The sequence below is a fragment of the Streptomyces oryzae genome (genome assembly GCF_017676365.1).
GTDB lineage: Bacteria > Actinomycetota > Actinomycetes > Streptomycetales > Streptomycetaceae > Streptomyces > Streptomyces oryzae.
This window is the reverse complement of sequence record NZ_JADKMA010000005.1, coordinates 28,246-46,197: the sequence shown is the minus strand read 5'-3', so window position 1 is coordinate 46,197 and position 17,952 is coordinate 28,246. Positions and strand designations below refer to the sequence as shown.

Sequence of the window (17,952 nt, the reverse complement as noted above, 5' to 3'; positions counted from 1 at the left end):
CCGTATGAGTACTGCTGCCAGCCCTCTCGTGGGCATCGTCATGGGGTCCGACTCGGACTGGCCCGTCATGGAGGAGGCGGCCAAGGCACTGGACGAGTTCGAGGTGCCGTACGAGGTCGACGTGGTCTCCGCGCACCGGATGCCCCGCGAGATGATCGCCTACGGCGAGGACGCCGCCGACCGCGGACTGAAGGCGGTCATCGCCGGCGCGGGCGGCGCGGCTCATCTGCCGGGCATGCTCGCCTCGGTCACCCCGCTGCCCGTCATCGGCGTGCCGGTTCCGCTGAAGTATCTGGACGGCATGGACTCGCTGCTGTCCATCGTGCAGATGCCCGCGGGCGTCCCCGTCGCCACCGTCTCGGTGGGCGGAGCCCGCAACGCCGGACTGCTGGCCGTACGGATGCTGGCCGTGCACGACGAGGAACTGCGCGAGAGGATGCGCGACTTCCAGCAGGTGCTCAACGAGCAGGCCACCGAGAAGGGCAAGCGGCTGCGCGCCAAGGCCGCGGGGGAGACCGGGTTCGGGTTCGGCAGCGGCCGGGCGGGAGGCAGCCGGTGACCCGCACCGACGGCCCCGCGCTGCGGCCCGACAGCCCCAACCTGGAGCGCGCCCGCGCGCTGCTGACCGAGCACCCCGTGGTCGACGGGCACAACGACCTGCCGTGGGCGCTGCGCGAACAGGCGCGCTACGACCTCGACAAGCTGGACATCTCCCAGGACCAGCACGAGAAGCTGCACACCGACCTCGCTCGGCTGCGCGCCGGCGGCGTCGGCGCGCAGTTCTGGTCCGTCTACGTCCCCGGCGAGCTGACCGGCGACGACGCGGTGAGTGCGACCCTGGAGCAGATCGACGCGGTCCGGCTGCTGGCGGCGCGCTACCCCGGCGACCTCCAACTGGCCTTCACCGCCGACGACGTGGAGGCCGCGCACGCCCAGCGCCGTATCGCCTCGCTGATGGGCGCCGAGGGCGGGCACTCGATCAACAATTCGCTGGCCGCACTGCGCGCCCTCTACCAGCTCGGGGTGCGCTATCTGACGCTCACCCACAACAACTCGCTGGACTGGGCCGACTCGGCCACCGACGAGCCGCGTGCGGGCGGACTGAGCCGGTTCGGCGAAGAGGTCGTCCGCGAGATGAACCGGCTCGGCATGCTGGTGGACCTCTCGCATGTGGCGCCCGAGACGATGCGGGACGCGCTGCGGGTGACCGAGGCGCCGGTGATCTTCTCGCACTCCTCGGCGCGTGCCGTCTGCGATCACCCGCGCAACATCCCCGACGACGTGCTCGCCCAGCTCCCCGCCAACGGCGGCGTGGCGATGGCCACCTTCGTGCCCAAGTTCATCCTCCCCGAGGCGGTGGCCTGGACCCAGGCGGCCGACGAGAACATGCGGGCGCACGGCCTGGACCATCTGGACCTGAGCGACGAGGGCCGCAAGGTGCAGCGCGAGTTCGAGCAGGCCAACCCGCGGCCTGTCCCGGACGCCGCGACGGTCGCCGACCATCTCGACCACATGCGCGAGGTCGCCGGCATCGACCACATCGGCATCGGCGGCGACTACGACGGCACCGCCTTCACCCCGGCCCAGCTGGAGGACGTCGCCGGCTATCCGCACCTGGTGGCCGAGCTGCTGGACCGCAAGTGGTCCGAGGCGGACCTGGCCAAGCTCACCTGGTACAACGCCGTGCGGGTGCTGCGCGAGGCGGAGGAGGTGGCCCGGACGCTCCAGACCCAGCGCGGGCCCTCGATCGCCACCATCGGGCAGCTGGACGGCTGACCAGGGCGGGTTACGGCTGACAGGGGCTGACCTGGCGTCAATTCCCCCTGGGGGGCGGGATTCCGGAAGCGGGCCCCGGTGCGGCGAGCAGTCTTGACCTTGCCCCCGGGGCCCGCGAGCATCAGCGGGCCCCACTCCTTGTGTCCAGGGAGGACCATTGGCCACCTCGGAACCGTCCGACTCCCGCCCCACTCCTGAAGACGTCACCCCCTCAACCGGTGACGCTCCCAGCACCCTCGCCCGGCGCCGGCTCCTCCAGGCATCGGCCGCCGCAGGCGGCGCACTTGCCATGGGAGGCACCGCCCTCACCGCACCGGCCGCCGCGGCCCAGGCCGCCGCAGCACCTGCTCAGGCCACCGACCTCGCGCAGGCCGCCACCAAGGCCCGTACCGTCTCCTTCTCCGCCGCCACCAACGGCGCCGCCACGCTGGTGCCCGGCGCCGACCGGATGGTCGCGGAGATGCAGAACATCCTCTGGTCCATCCCTCGCTCGGGCGGCACGGCGCGGGCACTCAGCGTCCCGGGACTGGAGCCCACCCGCCCGGTGCTGGCCCCCGACGGCAAGACAGTGGCCGTGTGCGCCTACCACGACGGCGGCTTCCACATCTGGACGCTGCGCGCGGACGGCTCCGGCCTCGAGCAGCACACCGACGGTCCCTGGGACGACCGCGGCCCCGCCTGGTCGCCGGACGGCACCCGGATCGCGTTCGCCTCCGAGCGCGAGGGCGACCCGGTCAAGGGCAGCCCGTACCGCATCTGGGTGCTGGACGTACGCAGCGGCGAACTGACCCGCCTCACCGGCCGGAAGGGACAGCAGGGGCCGCTCCAGGACGGCGCCTGGGAGGACTTCGACCCGGCCTGGTCACCGGACGGCGAACGCGTGCTGTGCGTACGCGGCAGTGTCGTCACCGGCGAGACCGGGCCGCAGCTGCGGGCCCGCACCCTGGTCTCCGTCGCCGCCGACGGCTCCGGCGACGTGCGTACCGAACACGAGGACGAGACCGAGGGCGTCTCGCTGATGACGCCTGCCGTCTCGCCCTCGGGCAAGGTGGCCTATCTGCGCACCACCCCCGCGCCCAAGGCGTCCTGCACGCTGGTCGTCGACGGGAAGGCGGTACGGATCGAGGGCGACCTGGCGCCTGTGCCGCCCCGCTGGGCCGACCGCGAGACGCTGCTGCTGACCGTCTCCGGTACCTTCCGGCTGCTGCGCCCGGCCCGGCCCGAGTCGGCCGAGCGCATCCCCTTCACCGCCGAACTCCCCACCTCCCGGCCCCGCTACCGGGTCAAGGACTACGGTTTCGAGGCGCCCGGCAGCCACAGGGTGCGCGGCGTACAGCAGCCCGTGCTCTCCCCGGACGGCAAGCACCTTGCCTTCGTCGCCCTCAACGCGCTCTGGCTGGCCCGCACCGACGGCCGGGGCCGCCCCCGCAAGCTCGTCCAGGCGCCCGAGGCCCGCTACATCTGCGCCCCCTCCTTCACTCGCGACGGCAAAGCGCTGCTCTACAGCGACGACCGCGCCGGACTGCTTGCCGTACGCCGCAGAGAGCTCGACTCGGGCGAGGAGAAGGAACTCGCCGCAGGCGGCCGCGTCTTCGGCGCGCTCTCCCCGGACGGCACCAAGCTGGCCTGCCTGGACATGGCGGGCAACCTGATCGTCAAGGACCTGCCCGGCGGCCGGGAGCGCACCCTGGCCGAACCCCTGGGCGGCGGCGGCATCCCGGGCCCGCCCACCTGGTCGCCGGACGGCCGCCACCTCGCACTGTGCGACCGCAACCGGCTCAACTACCGCTTCCGCGAGGGCTACAACCTCATCCGCGTCCTGGACGCCGACAGCGGCGCCGAGGCGCTGCACGCGCTCGCCCCGCACGCCTCCCTCGCCGACCGCTACGCCGCCGGGCCCGTGTGGTCGCCGGACGGGAAGTGGATGGCGGCGGTGTCCGAGTCGGCGCTGTGGGTGCTGCCCGTACGGAGCGACGGCAGCCCGGCGGGCGAGGCCCGCCGGCTGTCCGACGAGAGCGCCGACCACCCTTCCTGGTCCGGCGATTCGGGCTCACTGCTGTACCTGTCGGCGGGCAAGCTGCGGCTGCGCGAGGTGCACGACGGCAAGCCCGGCAAAGCGCGCACTGTCCGGCTGGAGCTGTCCTGGCGGCGGCCCGCTCCCAAGGAGACCGTCGTGCACGCCGGACGGCTGTGGGACGGCACCGGAGAGGGCGTACGCGAGGACGTCGATCTGGTGCTGCGGGACGGCCGAATCGCCGAGATCGCCCCGCACCGCGCAGGACGGCGCGCCGAGCGCCGCCTGGACGCCTCTGGGCTGACCGTACTGCCGGGACTGTGGGACACCCACACCCACCCCTGGCAGACCACCTACGGCGGCAGACAGACCGTCACCCAGCTCGCCTACGGCATCACCACAGCGGTCTCCCTGGGCGGCTTCTCCTACGAACAGGCCCGGCTGCGCGAGGCGGTGGCCGCCGGACAGCTGGCCGGACCACGGCTGCTGGCCACCGGCGAACTGCTGGACGGCGCCCGCGTCGCCTACAGCATGGGCCGCGCCCACCGCACCGCAGAGGGACTGCGCCGCTCCCTGGAGCGCGGCGGCGCACTCGGCTGGGACTTCGTCAAGACGTACGTACGCGCGCCCGCCACGGCGATGCGCCAGGCGGCCCAGTACGCGCACGAAGAGCTCGGCGTCCGCTCCGGCAGCCACCTGTGCACCCCGGGCGTACAGATCGGCCAGGACCTGACGACGCACCTCCAGGCCACCCAGCGGCTGGAGTTCGGCCACGCCACGACCGGCACCGGGCACGCCTACGAGGACCTCGTCGGCATCTACTCGACGCCGGGCGACTTCCACCTCGTCGCCACGCCCTTCACCGCGCTGCCGCTGCTGGGCGCCCACCCGGAGCTGGCCGAGGACGAGCGGGTGACCCGGCTGCTGCCGCCGTGGGACGTGCAGGCCGTACGCCAGTCGGCGGCCACTCCGCCCACCGAGGACCAGCTGGCCACCCTGGATGTGGAAACCGCCGTCTACCGGCGCGTGCTCGCCGCGGGCGGCCTCGTGGCGCTCGGCACCGACCAGCCCCTGGTGCCGATCGGCCTCCACCTCCACCTGGCGCTCCGCGCCCTGCACCGCGCGGGGCTCAAGCCGCACGAGGCGCTGCGTACCGCCACCGTGCTGCCCGCCAGGGTGTTCGGCGCCGAGCGCGAACTGGGCACCGTGGAGGAGGGCAAGCTGGCCGACCTCACCCTGGTGGACGGCAACCCGCTGACCGACTTCGACTCACTGGTGCGCACTGTGACGGTGGTCCGCGGAGGCGTCCCGTACGAGCAGAAGGACTTGATCGACGCCTACAGCAGCGCGCAACAGCGCGCCCATACGGGCGGCCAGGAAGCACACTGGCGGCAGGTGAGCCGCCAGCTGCGCCGGGACGGCTGCTGCGACATGGGGCACTGAGTCACCGGCACACATGAGGGGCCGGCGTCCCAGGACACCGGCCCCTCATCGCCGTACTACAGGTGCCCTCTTACGGCAGGTTGCGCGCCATCACGATGCGCTGCACCTGGTTGGTGCCCTCGTAGATCTGCGTGATCTTCGCGTCCCGCATCATCCGCTCGACCGGGTAGTCACGCGTGTAGCCGTAGCCGCCGAGCAGCTGGACGGCGTCCGTGGTGATCTCCATGGCGGCGTCCGAGGCGTAGCACTTGGCGGCGGCGCCGAAGAAGGTCAGGTCCTCCTTGTCGCTGCCCTCGGAGACCCGCTCGGAGCGTGCGGCAGCCGCGTAGGTGAGCTGCCGGGCCGCCTCGATCTTCATGGCCATGTCGGCGAGCATGAACTGCACGCCCTGGAAGTCGCCGATCGGCTTGCCGAACTGCTTGCGCTCCTGCACATACCCCTTGGCGTAGTCGAGGGCGCCCTGCGCCAGACCGAGCGCCTGTGCGGCGATGGTGATGCGGGTGTGGTCGAGGGTCTTCATGGCGGTGGCGAAACCCGTGCCCTCGGCGCCGATCATCCGGTCGGCCGGGATGCGCACGTTGTCCAGATAGACCTCGCGCGTGGGGGAGCCCTTGATGCCCAGCTTCTTCTCCGGAGCGCCGAAGGAGACGCCCTCGTCGTCCTTCTCCACGACGAAGGCGGAGATGCCCTTGGTGCGCTTGTCTGGGTCGGTGACGGCCATCACCGTGTAGTAGTCGGAGACCCCGGCGTTGGTGATCCACCGCTTGACGCCGTTGAGGACCCAGCTGTCCCCGTCCCGTACGGCCTTGGTTTTCATGCCGCCCGCGTCCGAACCGGCGTCCGGCTCGCTCAGACAGTAGGAGAACATCGCGTCGCCCTTGGCCAGCGGCGTCAGACAGCGCTTCTTCAGCTCCTCGGAGGCGGAGAGGATCACCGGGAGCGAGCCGAGCTTGTTGACGGCCGGGATGAGCGAGGAGGAGCCGCAGACCCGGGCGACCTCCTCGATGACGATGACGGTGGCCAGCGCGTCGGCGCCGGCGCCCCCGTACGCCTCCGGTACGTGCACCGCGTGCAGGTCGTTGGCGACCAGCGCGTCCAGCGCCTCCTGCGGGAACCGAGCCTCCTCGTCCACCTCCGCGGCGTACGGCGCGATCTTCGCCTCGGCGAGCGCGCGCACCGAGTCGCGGAGCATCTCGTGCTCCTCGGACGGCCGGTAGAGGTCGAAATCAGACGCCAAGGTGTCTCACTCCTTTGAGAGCATGCGGAATGCCTGGGGTGCTGTGGTGGATCGCCGGTTGTCTGCGCTGCTAATTACCGTTAAGTAACACCGATTTTAGTGGCGGATGCCTCCCTGGGGGTACGTGAGGTTCACGACAGGAGGCGCACCGTTATGCTCGCGGACAGCGTTCTGCCGTCACAAGGAGCTACCCGCATGGCCTCGCCCAAGATCACCGTGATTGGCCTCGGCTACCTCGGCGCCACCCACGCGGCCGCCATGGCCGAGCTGGGCTTCGAGGTGCTGGGGCTCGACGTCGTGCCGGAGAAGATGCGCAAGCTGGAGCAGGGGCAGGCGCCCATGTTCGAGCCGGGCCTTGAGGAGCTGCTGCGGGCACACGTCGCCGGGGTCGAGGGCTCCACGGGACGGCTGCGCTTCACCGACTCCTGGGAGGAGATCGGCGCCTTCGGCGACGTGCACTTCCTGTGCGTCAACACCCCGCAGAAGCACGGCGAGTTCGCCGCCGACATGAGCTACGTCGAGCGTGCCGTCGACTCGCTGGCACCGCATCTGCACGGGCCCGCGCTCGTCGTCGGCAAGTCCACCGTGCCGGTCGGCAGCGCGGAGCGGCTCGCGCTCCGGATCGCCGAGCTGGCCCCCGCCGGCAAGGAGGCCGAGCTGGCGTGGAACCCGGAGTTCCTGCGGGAGAGCTTCGCCGTCAAGGACACCCTGCACCCCGACCGCATCGTCGTCGGGATCGGCGGACCGCGCGGCGAGGGACTGCTGCGCCAGGTGTACGCACGGCCCATCGCCGAGGGCGCCCCGTTCCTGGTCACCGACTTCGCCACGGCTGAGCTGGTCAAGACCTCCGCCAACTCGTTCCTGGCCACGAAGATCTCCTTCATCAACGCCATGGCCGAGGTCTGCGAGGCCGCGGGCGGCGACGTGGTGAAGCTCGCCGAGGCCATCGGCTACGACGACCGCATCGGGCGCAAGTTCCTCCGCGCCGGGATCGGCTTCGGCGGCGGCTGCCTGCCCAAGGACATCCGAGCCTTCATGGCCCGCGCCGGTGAGCTGGGCGCTTCCGAGGCGCTCACCTTCCTGCGCGAGGTCGACTCCATCAACATGCGGCGCCGCGCACAGATGGTCGAGCTGACCCGGGACGCGCTGGGCGGCGCACTGCTGGGCAAGCGCATCGCCGTCCTCGGCGCCACCTTCAAGCCCGACTCCGACGACGTACGGGACTCGCCAGCCCTCAACGTCGCGGGCCAGCTCCACCTCCAGGGCGCCCAGGTGACGGTGTACGACCCGAAGGGCATGGACAACGCGCGGGCCGTCTTCCCCACGCTGGGCTACGCGGACAGCGCCCTGGACGCAGCCCGCGGGGCCGATGTGGTGCTGCACCTGACGGAGTGGTCCGAGTTCAAGGAGCTCGACCCGGCGCGGGTCGGCGACGTCGTGGCCGCCCGCCACATCCTCGACGGCCGCAACACCCTCGACCCCTCCCTCTGGCGCAAGCAAGGCTGGACCTTCCGCGCCCTGGGCCGCCCCACGCTGTAAAGCAACCGCGCCCCGAAGGGGCGCGGGTCTGTATCTGATATGCGGCTCCGCCGCGTGGGCGCGACCAGCCACACGAGGCCCGCAGCCCGCACACATCGGACAGTGGCACCCCCTCACCGGCCGCAAACTCACCTATCGGGCACGCCGTGCCCGATAGGCCCGCATTTTGGCGCGGCTGCCACAAACCGCCATGGTGCACCAGCGCCTGCTGCCGGCCGGACTCCGGTCGTAGAACACCCACTGACAGTCATGCGTTTCGCAGGCTTTCAACCGCTGCCAGGACCCCTCACCCGCCGCGCGGGCTATAAGGGCGGCCAGATGGGCGGTCAGCGCGGGCAGCCCGGTCAGCCCCGGAGCAGCCTCGACCGCGGCCTCACCCCTCACCCCGATCCGCACCACAAGCGGCGCCGCACCGAGGCGCCGCTCCAGCACCTCGTCCGCCTCCCGCGGCACCGCGGCCCCCGCATGGGCCAGACAGGCAGCACGCAACGCCTCGCGGAGCTCCCGCAGCCCCGCCAGGTCGGGTTCGGCCAGCCGGAACCGCTCCAGCCCATGGTCGTCGACGAACCGGTCCAGGCCCTCCGGCGTGGCGAGGCGGTCCGTACGGGTCTCGATGTCCAGGGTGTTCGCCAACTCCTGCACCAAAAGGAGTGGTTCCGGCGCTTGTCTGTCTCCCACTCTTGTGACGTTACCGGCTAACCCCCATCATGGGGTAACCGAGACGACCGAGAGAGGATCCACGATGGCCATCCCCAAAATGGGCGTTGTCGTGCTGGACTGCCCCGACACCGGGCGGCTGGCGGAGTTCTACGCGCAGATGCTGGGCTGGAAGGTCGCCCCGGAAAGCGACAGCGAGTGGACCGAGGTGCTGGACGAGAGCGGCACCAGGCGGCTGGCGTTCCAGCAGGCGCCGGGCTTCGTCCCGCCGCAGTGGCCCAGCGGCGAGCACTCGCAGCAGTTCCACCTCGACCTGGATGTGCCGCGGTCGAAGATCGACGAAGCCGAGCAGCGGGTGCTGGCGCTGGGCGCTCGGCTCATCCAGGACGACGTCAAGGACGACGGGGACGGCCCGCGCGGCTGGCGCGTCTACCTCGACCCGGCGGGGCACCCGTTCTGCCTGTGTCTGACCGACCGCTGAGCTCTGGCGAAGCAGCGGCGGAAAACACCGCGGCCAGGCCCTGTGTGCAGGGCCTGGCCGCGCGGTATGCGGTCGCGTCTCAGCGGTCGGACGTCACCGTCACCTTCTCGTCGTTGTTGAGCTGACTGACGAGCTGCTTGACCTTCGCCTTGTCCCACTGGAGGTTGCCGCCCGGCGCCGGACCGGAGATCGGCATGTTCATCGACTTGCCCTCGCCGCCCGAGACGCCCTTCATGGCCCAGAACATCGAGGCGACGTTCCACAGGCTCATGTCCTTGTCCACCTTGAGGGTGTCCAGCCCTGCGCCCATCGTCGGGTAGAGCTTGAAGGGGTTGAGCACGGTGCCCGGCGTCGCGGTCTGGTTCGCCAGCGCGGAGAGGAACTTCTGCTGGTTCTTGGTGCGGTCCAGGTCGCTGCCGGGCAGCGCGTACCGGGTGCGGACGAACGCGAGGGCCTGCTGGCCGTTGAGCGTCTGCTTGCCCTTCTTGAAGTCGGCGCCGGACTTCTCGTCCTTGATGTCGCGCGGAATGTCCATCTCCACGCCGCCGACCGCGTCCACGATCTTCGCGAAGCCGCCGAAGCCGATCTCCGCGTAGTGGTCGATCTTCAGCCCGGTGTTGTGCTCGACCGTACGGACGAGCAGCTCGGGGCCGTCCATCGCGTAGGTCGCGTTGATCTTCGTGTGCTTGCCCTGCGCCGGGTAGTGCTTGCCGGACTCGGAGCCGGTGAAGGAAGGGATCTCGACGTCCGAGTCGCGCGGCAGCGAGATCATGGTGTTCCCGTTGTCCCCGACGTGCAGGATCATGATCGAGTCGGTGCGGCCCTTGTCGGTGGGCCCGCCGGTGTGCAGCTTCTGCTTGTCCTCGTCGCTCATGCCCTCGCGGCTGTCCGAGCCGACGATGAGGTAGTTGGTGCCGTCGCCGGCCTCGGGGCGGTCCTCGACGATGCTGAGATCCACCTCCCGGCGCAGTTTGGAGTCGGCCCAGAAGTAGGTGCCGATCGACCAGGCGAGCAGGACGACGACGAGGGTGAGGATCGTCCACTTGGTGCGGCGGCGCCAGTCGGGCCGGGGACGGTCTCCGTAGTCACCGCGACCGCCGCCCCGGCCGCCGCCGTAGACCTGGCCGTCGCTGTACCCGGAGTCGTAGCCGTCGTAGCCGTCCTGCGGCTGACCGGACCCCGGGGGGTAGCCGGGCCCTCCCTGACCGTAGCCGGAGCCCTGACCAGGGCCACGGGTCTGCGGGGGGACACCGGGGGCCGATGTGTGGGGCATGACACGTGTGGGGTCGGGACGGGACGCGTCGCGGCCACGACCTTCCCGTCCCCGCGAGCTGTCGGTCCAACCATCGGGCCACTCATTCATGCATGGCAGTGTGCCTGCACCCGGACGGCGGAACACAGGGTGGGTACCGCTTCGGGGGCAGGCTGTAGCAGTTCTGATGCAAAATGCTTCGGTCTGAGCGACTTCTGCCGCGCGCATAAGGTGGTGGCCATGACCCACCAGGCGCACACGGCACACGGCGAGCTCCCGGGCAAGCCGACGGCCGCCTCCCGCACGACCCTGTCCCACATCATGACGGCGAGCGACACCAACCTGCTCGGGACCGTGCACGGCGGCGTGATCATGAAGCTGGCCGACGACGCCGCCGGCGCCGTGGCCGGGCGCCACTCCGAGGGGCCGGCCGTCACCGCCTCCATGGACGAGATGGTCTTCCTGGAGCCGGTCCGGGTGGGCGATCTTGTTCATGTGAAGGCCCAGGTGAACTGGACCGGGCGGACCTCGATGGAGGTCGGGGTGCGGGTGCTGGCCGAGCGCTGGAACGAGTCGACGCCCGCGACCCAGGTCGGCTCCGCCTATCTGGTCTTCGCGGCGATCGACGAGAACGGCAAGCCCCGCTCCGTCCCCCCGGTGATACCCGAGACCGACGAGGACCGGCGCCGCTATCAGGAGGCCCAGATCCGGCGGACCCACCGGCTGGCCCGCCGCCGCGCCATCAAGGAGCTCCGCGCCAGCCGCTCCGCGGGGTGACGCGGCCCGCCCGCGCAGGCAGCGCGGCGGCAGCGTCTGCCGAACATTTGCCCAGTGCTCCACCCCTCAGGGTGGAGGTGTAGGGCATCCTCGCCCTGGCGGCCCGGAAGGCAGCAGAACCATGCCATTATCGCTTTGTCCGGCAACGTAGTTGTCGGACCTACCGCCGGACGGGCGGGAAGTCAGGCCTGTGGAGGTCTGGTAAGACCGGTCCTCACCGACCGGCACGGACCCGTGAAGCAGGAACCCACGGTGGTACCGCGAAGCGGTACGGACCGGAATCCCGCCCTCGGGCTGGAGAGGACGTCAATCGCAGTCGACCTCGTCCCCTCGCATGGGGGCCTCTCCCGGCTTGGTGTCGGCGGCGGGGCCGCGTACCCGGCGCACCTGCTGGTCCGGGGTGCCGAGCGTGACCCGCATCCGGGCGCCCCGGTTCTCGGCCTTCACCAGTTCGGCTCCGGGCAGTGCGGCGGCCAGCGAGCGCGCTGACCGGTTCCAGCGCGGGTCGTAGGTGATGGTCGTACGGGCGCGGTCGGTGTGCGGGGCGTTGGTGGCCGCGCCGGTGGTGGCGAAGCCCGCGCCGCGCAGTTCCCGGTCGATCCGGGCCCCGAGCCCCTGCCGTCCGGTGGCATTGGCGACCTCCACGGCGATGTTGCGCGGGGCGACCGGGACATGGGGCGGCCCGTCGCTCCGCGGCCCGGCCGGCGGCGCGGACAGCGGCCGGTCCTCGCGCAGCGCGTCGAACAGCCTGGTCGCCTTGGCCCGGTCCCACTTGACGGTCGAACCCAGCCCTGGCACCCGGTGGTCGGTATCAGCCAGGGGCACGGAGGCGAACTCGGAGGACGCCGGGCTGAAGCCGCGCATCGCCTGCCCCAGGGCCATCATCTGCTCGGTGCCGAAGCCCTGGTCGGCGCGTACGGACTCCAGCAGGGTGGAGGCGACCTTGTTGAAGCGCACCGGGTTCATCAGCACCCCGGTGTCGGTGGCCCGTGAGATGACCGAGGCCAGGAAGTGCTGCTGGCGCTTCATCCGGTTCAGATCCGAACCGCCGTCCAGATGCCGCGCCCGTACGTACTGCAGCGCCTGCCCGCCGTTCAGTTTTGTGGTGCCCTTGGGCAGATCGAGACCCGAGAAGCGGTCCTTGAGCGGTTTTGTCGTACAGACGGGCACGCCGCCCAGCACATCGACGGTGCTCATGAAGCTGGTGAAGTCGACCTCCAGATAGTGGTCGACGTGTACGTCGGTCAGCTTCTCCACGGCCCGTACGGTCAGCGGGGCGCCCCCGGCGGTGTAGGCGGCGTTGAGCTTGGCGGGCCGCTCGGCCACCTGTTTGCCGGTCGCCCGGTCCTTGTGCGCCGGCAGCCGGGTATAGGTGTCGCGCGGAAGGCTGACGACGCTGGCGCGGTCCCGGTCGCCGGAGAGGTGCACCAGCAGCATGGTGTCCGTGCAGTCACAGGCGGCGCCGCCGAGCTTGTACGTCTCCTTCTGGGCCGGTGAGAGCCCGTCTCTCCGGTCGGTGCCGACGACGAGGAAGTTGACGCCGTTGTCGTCCTTGGGGCGGCTGTCGTTGTCGATTCCGTGGAACGGGTCGACCCTGCGCACGTCCGCGCTCAGCCCCGTCACCATCGCGTGCCCGATGCCGCCGGCGGCCAGCAGCAGGACGGAGGTGCCGGTGGCGATCCGCAGGCCCCAGCGCGGGCCCTGGTGAGGGGAGGAGGCGCGACGAGGCAACAGTGGCCACCTTCCACAGAGAGACGAACAGGAAGAGTACCTGGAGTGACAATAAAGTGACTTAGAGTTCCCACACTGTATGCCGGTACGATCTCCGGATCGTGCGTACACGCCGTCGCGTCCCGGGACCGGCTTGCAGAGGGGCGCGCGCTTACGGACCGTTCGCCCGATCGCGGTAACGTGAGCGCCGTGACTCGCGAGAACCGACGTCCTTCACCGGACGCAGCCCAGCCTCCCGTCTCCGTGATCATGCCGGTCCTCAACGAGGAACGGCACCTGCGCAGCTCTGTGCGGCACATCCTGGAGCAGCGCTACGACGGCGAGCTGGAAGTGGTCATCGCGCTGGGACCCTCCACGGACCGTACGGACGAGATCGCCGCCGAGCTGGCCGCCGAGGACCCCCGCGTGCACACGGTGCCCAACCCCACGGGCCGCACCCCGGCCGGGCTGAACGCCGCGATCAAGGCGTCCCGGCACCCGGTGGTGGTGCGCGTCGACGGGCACGGCATGCTCTCCGCGAACTACATCGCCACCGCCGTACGGCTCCTGGAGGAGACCGGCGCGGCCAACGTCGGCGGCATCATGCACGCCGAGGGCGAGAACGCCTGGGAGCACGCGGTCGCGGCGGCGATGACCTCCAAGATCGGCGTGGGCAACGCCGCCTTCCACACCGGCGGCACCGCGGGCGAGGCCGAGACGGTCTATCTGGGCGTCTTCCGCCGCGAGGTGCTGGAGCAGCAGGGCGGTTACAACGAGGAGTTCATCCGCGCCCAGGACTGGGAGCTGAACTTCCGTATCCGCGAGGCGGGCGGCCTGGTCTGGTTCTCGCCCGAGCTGCGGGTCTCCTACCGGCCGCGGCCCACCGTGCGCGCCCTGGCCAAGCAGTACCGCAACTACGGCCGCTGGCGGCACGTGGTGGCCCGCTATCACGCGGGGTCCATCAATCTGCGCTACCTGGCGCCGCCGGTCGCCGTGTGCGCCATCGCGGCCGGCCTGGTGGTGGGCGTCGCGCTCACCCCGTGGGGGCTGCTGGTGCCCGGGGGCTATCTGGCGGCCATCGTCGCCGGTTCGCTGCCGGCCGGCCGGGGGCTGCCGCTGAAGGCCAGGCTGCAGATCCCCGTCGCGCTCGCCACCATGCACATGTCGTGGGGCTGGGGCTTTCTGACGAGCCCGAAGAAGCTGGCCCGCAAGGTCATCGCGAGCCGTCGCCGGCCGGTGCCGGCGACGCAGTAGCGGACAGCCGAAGGTACTCGGCACAGATGTAAGGGGCGCCCTCCTGGGGAGGGCGCCCCTTACATCTGGCCTCAGGGCCCCAATCTCTGTCCTCAGGGCCTCGATTTCAGGCGGCGCGTCACCACGTGTAGTTCGGATTGACCTCCATACACGCCTTCTTGTTGTCCCCGCGCAGCGCGTCCGCGCTGTCCGGCGCCTTGTCCTGGTCCTTCTTGTCCGTCCCGCCCTCGCTCTTGGGATAGACCGTGCCGTCCCGCCAGTCGGCGCCGACGATGAGGGTGACGCGCTGTACCCCTGTCGAGTGCTTGACCAGCCGTTCCGGGACGCCCAGCGCCTTGGCGACGGCCAGCGCGTCGCCGCGCAGCTCCTGGCGCGGATAGCTGATGGTGGTGTCGGCGCGGGACTGCGGGGTCTGGTCCGCGGTGGCCTGGCTGAAGCCCTTGCGCGCGAGGGCGCCGGCGACGACGCTCGCCCGCCCGGTGACCGGCTGCTGGAGCGCGGTGCCGGTGCCGTTCATCACGCTGACCTGGATTTGGTCCTTGGGCTGCGACGGCTCGGTGGGCTGCGCGGACTTGCCGGCCTCGGCCTTCTTCTTGTCCTTGCCGTCCAGCGCCACATCGTTGCGGATCAGCGAGAAGATCTGGTCCGAGTCGCCCTTCTTGGGCAGTACATAGCTGCCGCCGCCCCCGTACTCCCACGGCATGGTGGCCATGGTGATGCGTTTTGTGGGGACGCGCTTGAGGTCGTTGCCCAGGTCGTAGAGCTTCTTGACCGAGCCGATGCCCTTGTCGACGGTGAGCGCCTTGGTGGCGGCCTCCGCCAGGCCGCGCAGCTTGCCCGGGTCGGTCAGCTTGGTGCCCGCCTTCAGCTGGCGCACCATCGAGTTCATGTACATGTGCTGCGCCTTGGCGCGGCCGATGTCCGTACCGTCGCCGAAGCCGTGCCGGGTGCGCAGCCAGTGCAGAGCCTGCTCGCCCTTGACGACGGAGCGGCCCTTCTTCAGCTTCAGCTGCGACTTCGGGTCGTGGACGTTCTTGTCGACGCAGACCGGCACACCGCCGACCGCGTCGGCCATGGAGACCACGCCCGAGAAGTCGATCATCATGAAGTGGTCGATCGGGATGCCCGTCATCTCCTCCCAGGTGGCCACGGTGCATCCCGGGCCGCCGTGCTGGAGGCTGGCGTTGATCCTGTCGGTCGTCTCCGGATACACCTTCCCGTCGTCCGGGTCGGTGCACTTGGGAATCGTGGTCCTGGTGTCACGCGGAACGGAGATCACCGACATGTTGCTGCGGTCGGCGGAGACGTGCAGCAGCATCTGTACGTCCGCCAGCGGCGGGCGGTCGCGGTCGGCGCGGGAGCCGCCGAGCCGTACGTTCTCCTTGGAGGCACGGGAGTCGGAGCCCAGCAGCAGGATGTTCAGCGGGGTCTGTCCCGCGGCGTTGGGGTCGGACCGGTGGAGCTTGTTGTCCCCGAGGTTCAGCTCGTCCTTGCTGAGGTTGCCGTTGAGGTGCTGGTAGTAGAGATAGCCCGCTGCCGCGGTGCCGAGTATCAGCACCGAGAGCACGGCCGCCGACCAGCGCAGAATGCGCCGGCCCCGGCTCGGCCGCTTGGCCCGGCTCACCGCGGCAGCGCTCTCGCCGCCCTTGCCGGACCTTCCGCCGGCCCCGCCGCCCCTGCCGCGCTGTCCGCGACGGTGACCGCGCCCGGCACCGGCTCCGTGCCGGGAAGCGGAAGCGGATGCTGCGGCGTTCTCGGGGTTCTGGCCCTGCCCCGCCGGGTGTGCCGGGTCTCCCTCGTACAGGCTCTCGTCCCAGCCGCGGTCGGCGGCGGCGGAGGCGCTGAGCTGCGCCTCCCTGCCACCGTCGATGTCGTTCTGCCGCACGGGACCTCCCCGGGATGTTCAGGTTGTGCTGCCCCCGGCCGCCTGGCGGGACGTGCCGGAGGGGTCGGAGTCACTTTGCACACACGTTCTTGTCGTTGGCGTTGACCTTCTCGACTCCTGAAGGCGCCTTGTCGGGTGCGCCGAGCGGCTTGCCCGGCGAGGTGAAGTCCCTGCCGAGGGTCAGGGTCATCTTCGTGAGGCTGTCGGACTTCTTCAGCGCCGAGGCCGGAAGCTTCAGCATGTCCGCCAGCCTGGCCGCCTGCTCCTCCTGCCCGGGGGCGAACTCCAGCCGGGTCTTCTCCAGCTCCTGCGGCGCGTTGCCGTCGGACGCCGCGGCGCCCGCGCCCTTGTTCAGCAGGTAGTCCGCGGTCTGTGCCGCCGCGCGGGGCGGGCCGCCGCCGTTGAGGATGGAGACGTTCACCTCGGAAGCGGGGGCCTTCTTCGCCTTCGGCTTGGCCGCCGCCTGCTTCTTGGCCTTGCCGGTCATGGACTTGTCCTGCTGGACCATCTTGAACAGCGGCTCGGCCTTCTCCCTGTTGAGGATGACGGTGGCCGGGTCGTCCGGGTTGTCCAGCACCGGGACCGTGGCGAAGGTGATGTTCTTGACGTTCACGCGCTTGAGGTCATTGGCCAGGGCCATCAGCTTCTTGACGCTGCCGATGCCGGTGTCCACCGTCAGTGCCTTGGTGGCCACGTCGCTCAGGTCCAGCAGCTTGGACGGGCTGGTGAGCGTGTCACCAGACTTCATCTTGCGGATCATCGAGCTGAGGAACTGCTGCTGGAGCTTGATCCGGTCCAGGTCGCTGCCGAAGCCCACCGCGTGCCGGGTCCGTACGAACGCGAGGGCCTGCTCGCCCTTGACGGTGTGCCGGCCGGCCTTCAGGTTCAGATGCGATTTGGGGTCCTTTATCGGCTTCCGCGTGCAGACCTCGACGCCGCCCACCGCCGTGGACAGCTCCTTGACGGCGTTGAAGTCCGCCATCATGAAGTGGTCGATCTCCACCCCGGTCAGCTTCTCGACGGTGCGCCAGGTGCAGCCCGGATCCCGCTCCTCCTGGCCCAGGCTGGTGTTGAAGCGCACCTGCTGCTGGGCGCGGATGGTCTTCTCGGTGCCGTCCTTCAGCTTCGTCTTGCACTGAGGGATGTCGGTGATCATGTCGCGCGGAATGGACAGCGCGGTGGCGTTGGAGCGGTCCTTGGAGACGTGGAAGAGGAACGTGGTGTCCGCGTGGCCGACACTGCCCTTGTCCCCGTAGCCGGTGTTGCCCTTGCCCGAGCGGGCGTCGGTGCCGATGACCAGGATGTTGACGGGGCCGTTGGAGACGGCGGGGTTGTTCTCGCCGACGTCGACCTTGTTGATGTTGCCGTTGAGCTTCTGGTACCAGACGGTGCCGGCCACGCAGCCCGCCACCAGGACGAAGCCGACGACACCGCCGCCGATGCGCAGCGCCTTCTGCTTGCCGGAGAGCTTCCGTTTGGCCTTTCTGCGCCCCCGGCCGCCGCTGCCCCTGCCTTCGGGGGAGCCGGTCCGCTCGGCGGCGCGGCCCCGCCGCTGGGCGGGGAGCCTGGCCTCGGTGCGCCGCGCCGAACGGGCACCCGGGCGGTCTCCGGCCCGCTCGGCGGAGCGCTCCCCCGCGCGGGCGCGTGGCCGCTCACCGGCCCGCCCTCCCGCGCGCTCCCCGGCGCCGGGCTCGGCAGGTGTGGCGGTGCTCTCCTCGGGGGAAGAACTTCTCTGGCGCGGTGCGGAGGTGCGGCGGGAGCCGAACCGACTCTGGGAGTCGTCGGCGACGGGGTTCAGTCGCAGCTCATAGCTGCCGGTGCTCGGGTTGAACACCCACTGATCCGCGGGATCGACATCTCCCGCATGCCCACGGCCTTGCGCGTCCACGATTGCGAAAGTCCTCCATAGAACCGGCTGCTGTTGCCG

General features: G+C 70.6%; 13 protein-coding genes. 7 read left to right on the top strand and 6 right to left on the bottom strand.

Features of this window, described 5'->3' with window-relative positions; all coding sequences use genetic code 11:
- Positions 1 to 4: 4 nt before the first annotated feature.
- The 3 genes from purE (at position 5) to ITI46_RS01690 (ending at position 5,233) form a co-directional block, all read left to right on the top strand.
- Positions 5 to 559, top strand: a complete 555-nt coding sequence (gene purE / locus ITI46_RS01700; RefSeq protein WP_209237431.1) for a 5-(carboxyamino)imidazole ribonucleotide mutase — start codon at positions 5 to 7, stop codon at positions 557 to 559.
- On the top strand, positions 556 to 1,776 hold the full coding sequence (locus ITI46_RS01695; protein ID WP_307808019.1) for a dipeptidase: 1,221 nt from the start codon (positions 556 to 558) through the stop codon (positions 1,774 to 1,776). Before purE ends, ITI46_RS01695 begins: the two co-directional genes overlap by 4 nt.
- A 157-nt stretch (positions 1,777 to 1,933) precedes the next feature.
- Complete coding sequence (locus ITI46_RS01690) at positions 1,934 to 5,233, top strand: amidohydrolase family protein (protein ID WP_209237429.1); 3,300 nt, start codon at positions 1,934 to 1,936, stop codon at positions 5,231 to 5,233.
- A gap of 70 nt (positions 5,234 to 5,303) precedes the next feature.
- Here ITI46_RS01690 and ITI46_RS01685 read toward each other — a convergent pair whose 3' ends face one another.
- A complete protein-coding gene (locus tag ITI46_RS01685; RefSeq protein WP_280634693.1) occupies positions 5,304 to 6,470 on the bottom strand; it encodes an acyl-CoA dehydrogenase in 1,167 nt (388 codons plus the stop codon).
- Positions 6,471 to 6,665: 195 nt separating this feature from the next.
- Here ITI46_RS01685 and ITI46_RS01680 point away from each other — a divergent pair, with 195 nt between their 5' ends.
- On the top strand, positions 6,666 to 8,009 hold the full coding sequence (locus ITI46_RS01680; RefSeq protein ID WP_209237427.1) for a UDP-glucose dehydrogenase family protein: 1,344 nt from the start codon (positions 6,666 to 6,668) through the stop codon (positions 8,007 to 8,009).
- Positions 8,010 to 8,141: 132 nt separating this feature from the next.
- Here the strand turns inward: ITI46_RS01680 and ITI46_RS01675 are convergent, their stop codons facing one another.
- Positions 8,142 to 8,687, bottom strand: coding sequence for a CGNR zinc finger domain-containing protein (locus ITI46_RS01675; protein ID WP_209237425.1), 546 nt, complete (start codon positions 8,685 to 8,687; stop codon positions 8,142 to 8,144).
- Positions 8,688 to 8,751: 64 nt separating this feature from the next.
- Here ITI46_RS01675 and ITI46_RS01670 point away from each other — a divergent pair, with 64 nt between their 5' ends.
- A complete protein-coding gene (locus ITI46_RS01670; protein WP_209237423.1) occupies positions 8,752 to 9,147 on the top strand; it encodes a VOC family protein in 396 nt (131 codons plus the stop codon).
- Positions 9,148 to 9,226: 79 nt separating this feature from the next.
- Here ITI46_RS01670 and ITI46_RS01665 read toward each other — a convergent pair whose 3' ends face one another.
- Entirely contained in the window at positions 9,227 to 10,510 is a 1,284-nt protein-coding gene (locus tag ITI46_RS01665; protein WP_209237422.1) for an LCP family protein, read from the bottom strand.
- A 129-nt stretch (positions 10,511 to 10,639) separates the two neighbouring features.
- On the opposite strand from ITI46_RS01665, the gene ITI46_RS01660 reads away from it, so the two are divergent.
- Complete coding sequence (locus tag ITI46_RS01660) at positions 10,640 to 11,176, top strand: acyl-CoA thioesterase (protein ID WP_209237420.1); 537 nt, start codon at positions 10,640 to 10,642, stop codon at positions 11,174 to 11,176.
- A gap of 306 nt (positions 11,177 to 11,482) precedes the next feature.
- Here the strand turns inward: ITI46_RS01660 and ITI46_RS01655 are convergent, their stop codons facing one another.
- A complete protein-coding gene (locus ITI46_RS01655) occupies positions 11,483 to 12,907 on the bottom strand; it encodes an LCP family protein (protein WP_209237418.1) in 1,425 nt (474 codons plus the stop codon).
- Positions 12,908 to 13,096: 189 nt separating this feature from the next.
- On the opposite strand from ITI46_RS01655, the gene ITI46_RS01650 reads away from it, so the two are divergent.
- A complete protein-coding gene (locus tag ITI46_RS01650; protein ID WP_209237416.1) occupies positions 13,097 to 14,140 on the top strand; it encodes a glycosyltransferase family 2 protein in 1,044 nt (347 codons plus the stop codon).
- Between the two features lie 118 nt (positions 14,141 to 14,258).
- On the opposite strand, the gene ITI46_RS01645 is transcribed toward ITI46_RS01650, so the two are convergent.
- Together ITI46_RS01645 and ITI46_RS01640 are read right to left on the bottom strand one after the other, a co-directional pair.
- The gene (locus tag ITI46_RS01645; RefSeq protein ID WP_209237414.1) at positions 14,259 to 16,025 is read right to left on the bottom strand and encodes an LCP family protein; all 1,767 of its coding nucleotides are present in this window, start codon (positions 16,023 to 16,025) and stop codon (positions 14,259 to 14,261) included.
- A 70-nt stretch (positions 16,026 to 16,095) separates the two neighbouring features.
- Positions 16,096 to 17,913, bottom strand: a complete 1,818-nt coding sequence (locus ITI46_RS01640; RefSeq protein WP_209237413.1) for an LCP family protein — start codon at positions 17,911 to 17,913, stop codon at positions 16,096 to 16,098.
- Positions 17,914 to 17,952 lie beyond the last annotated feature (39 nt).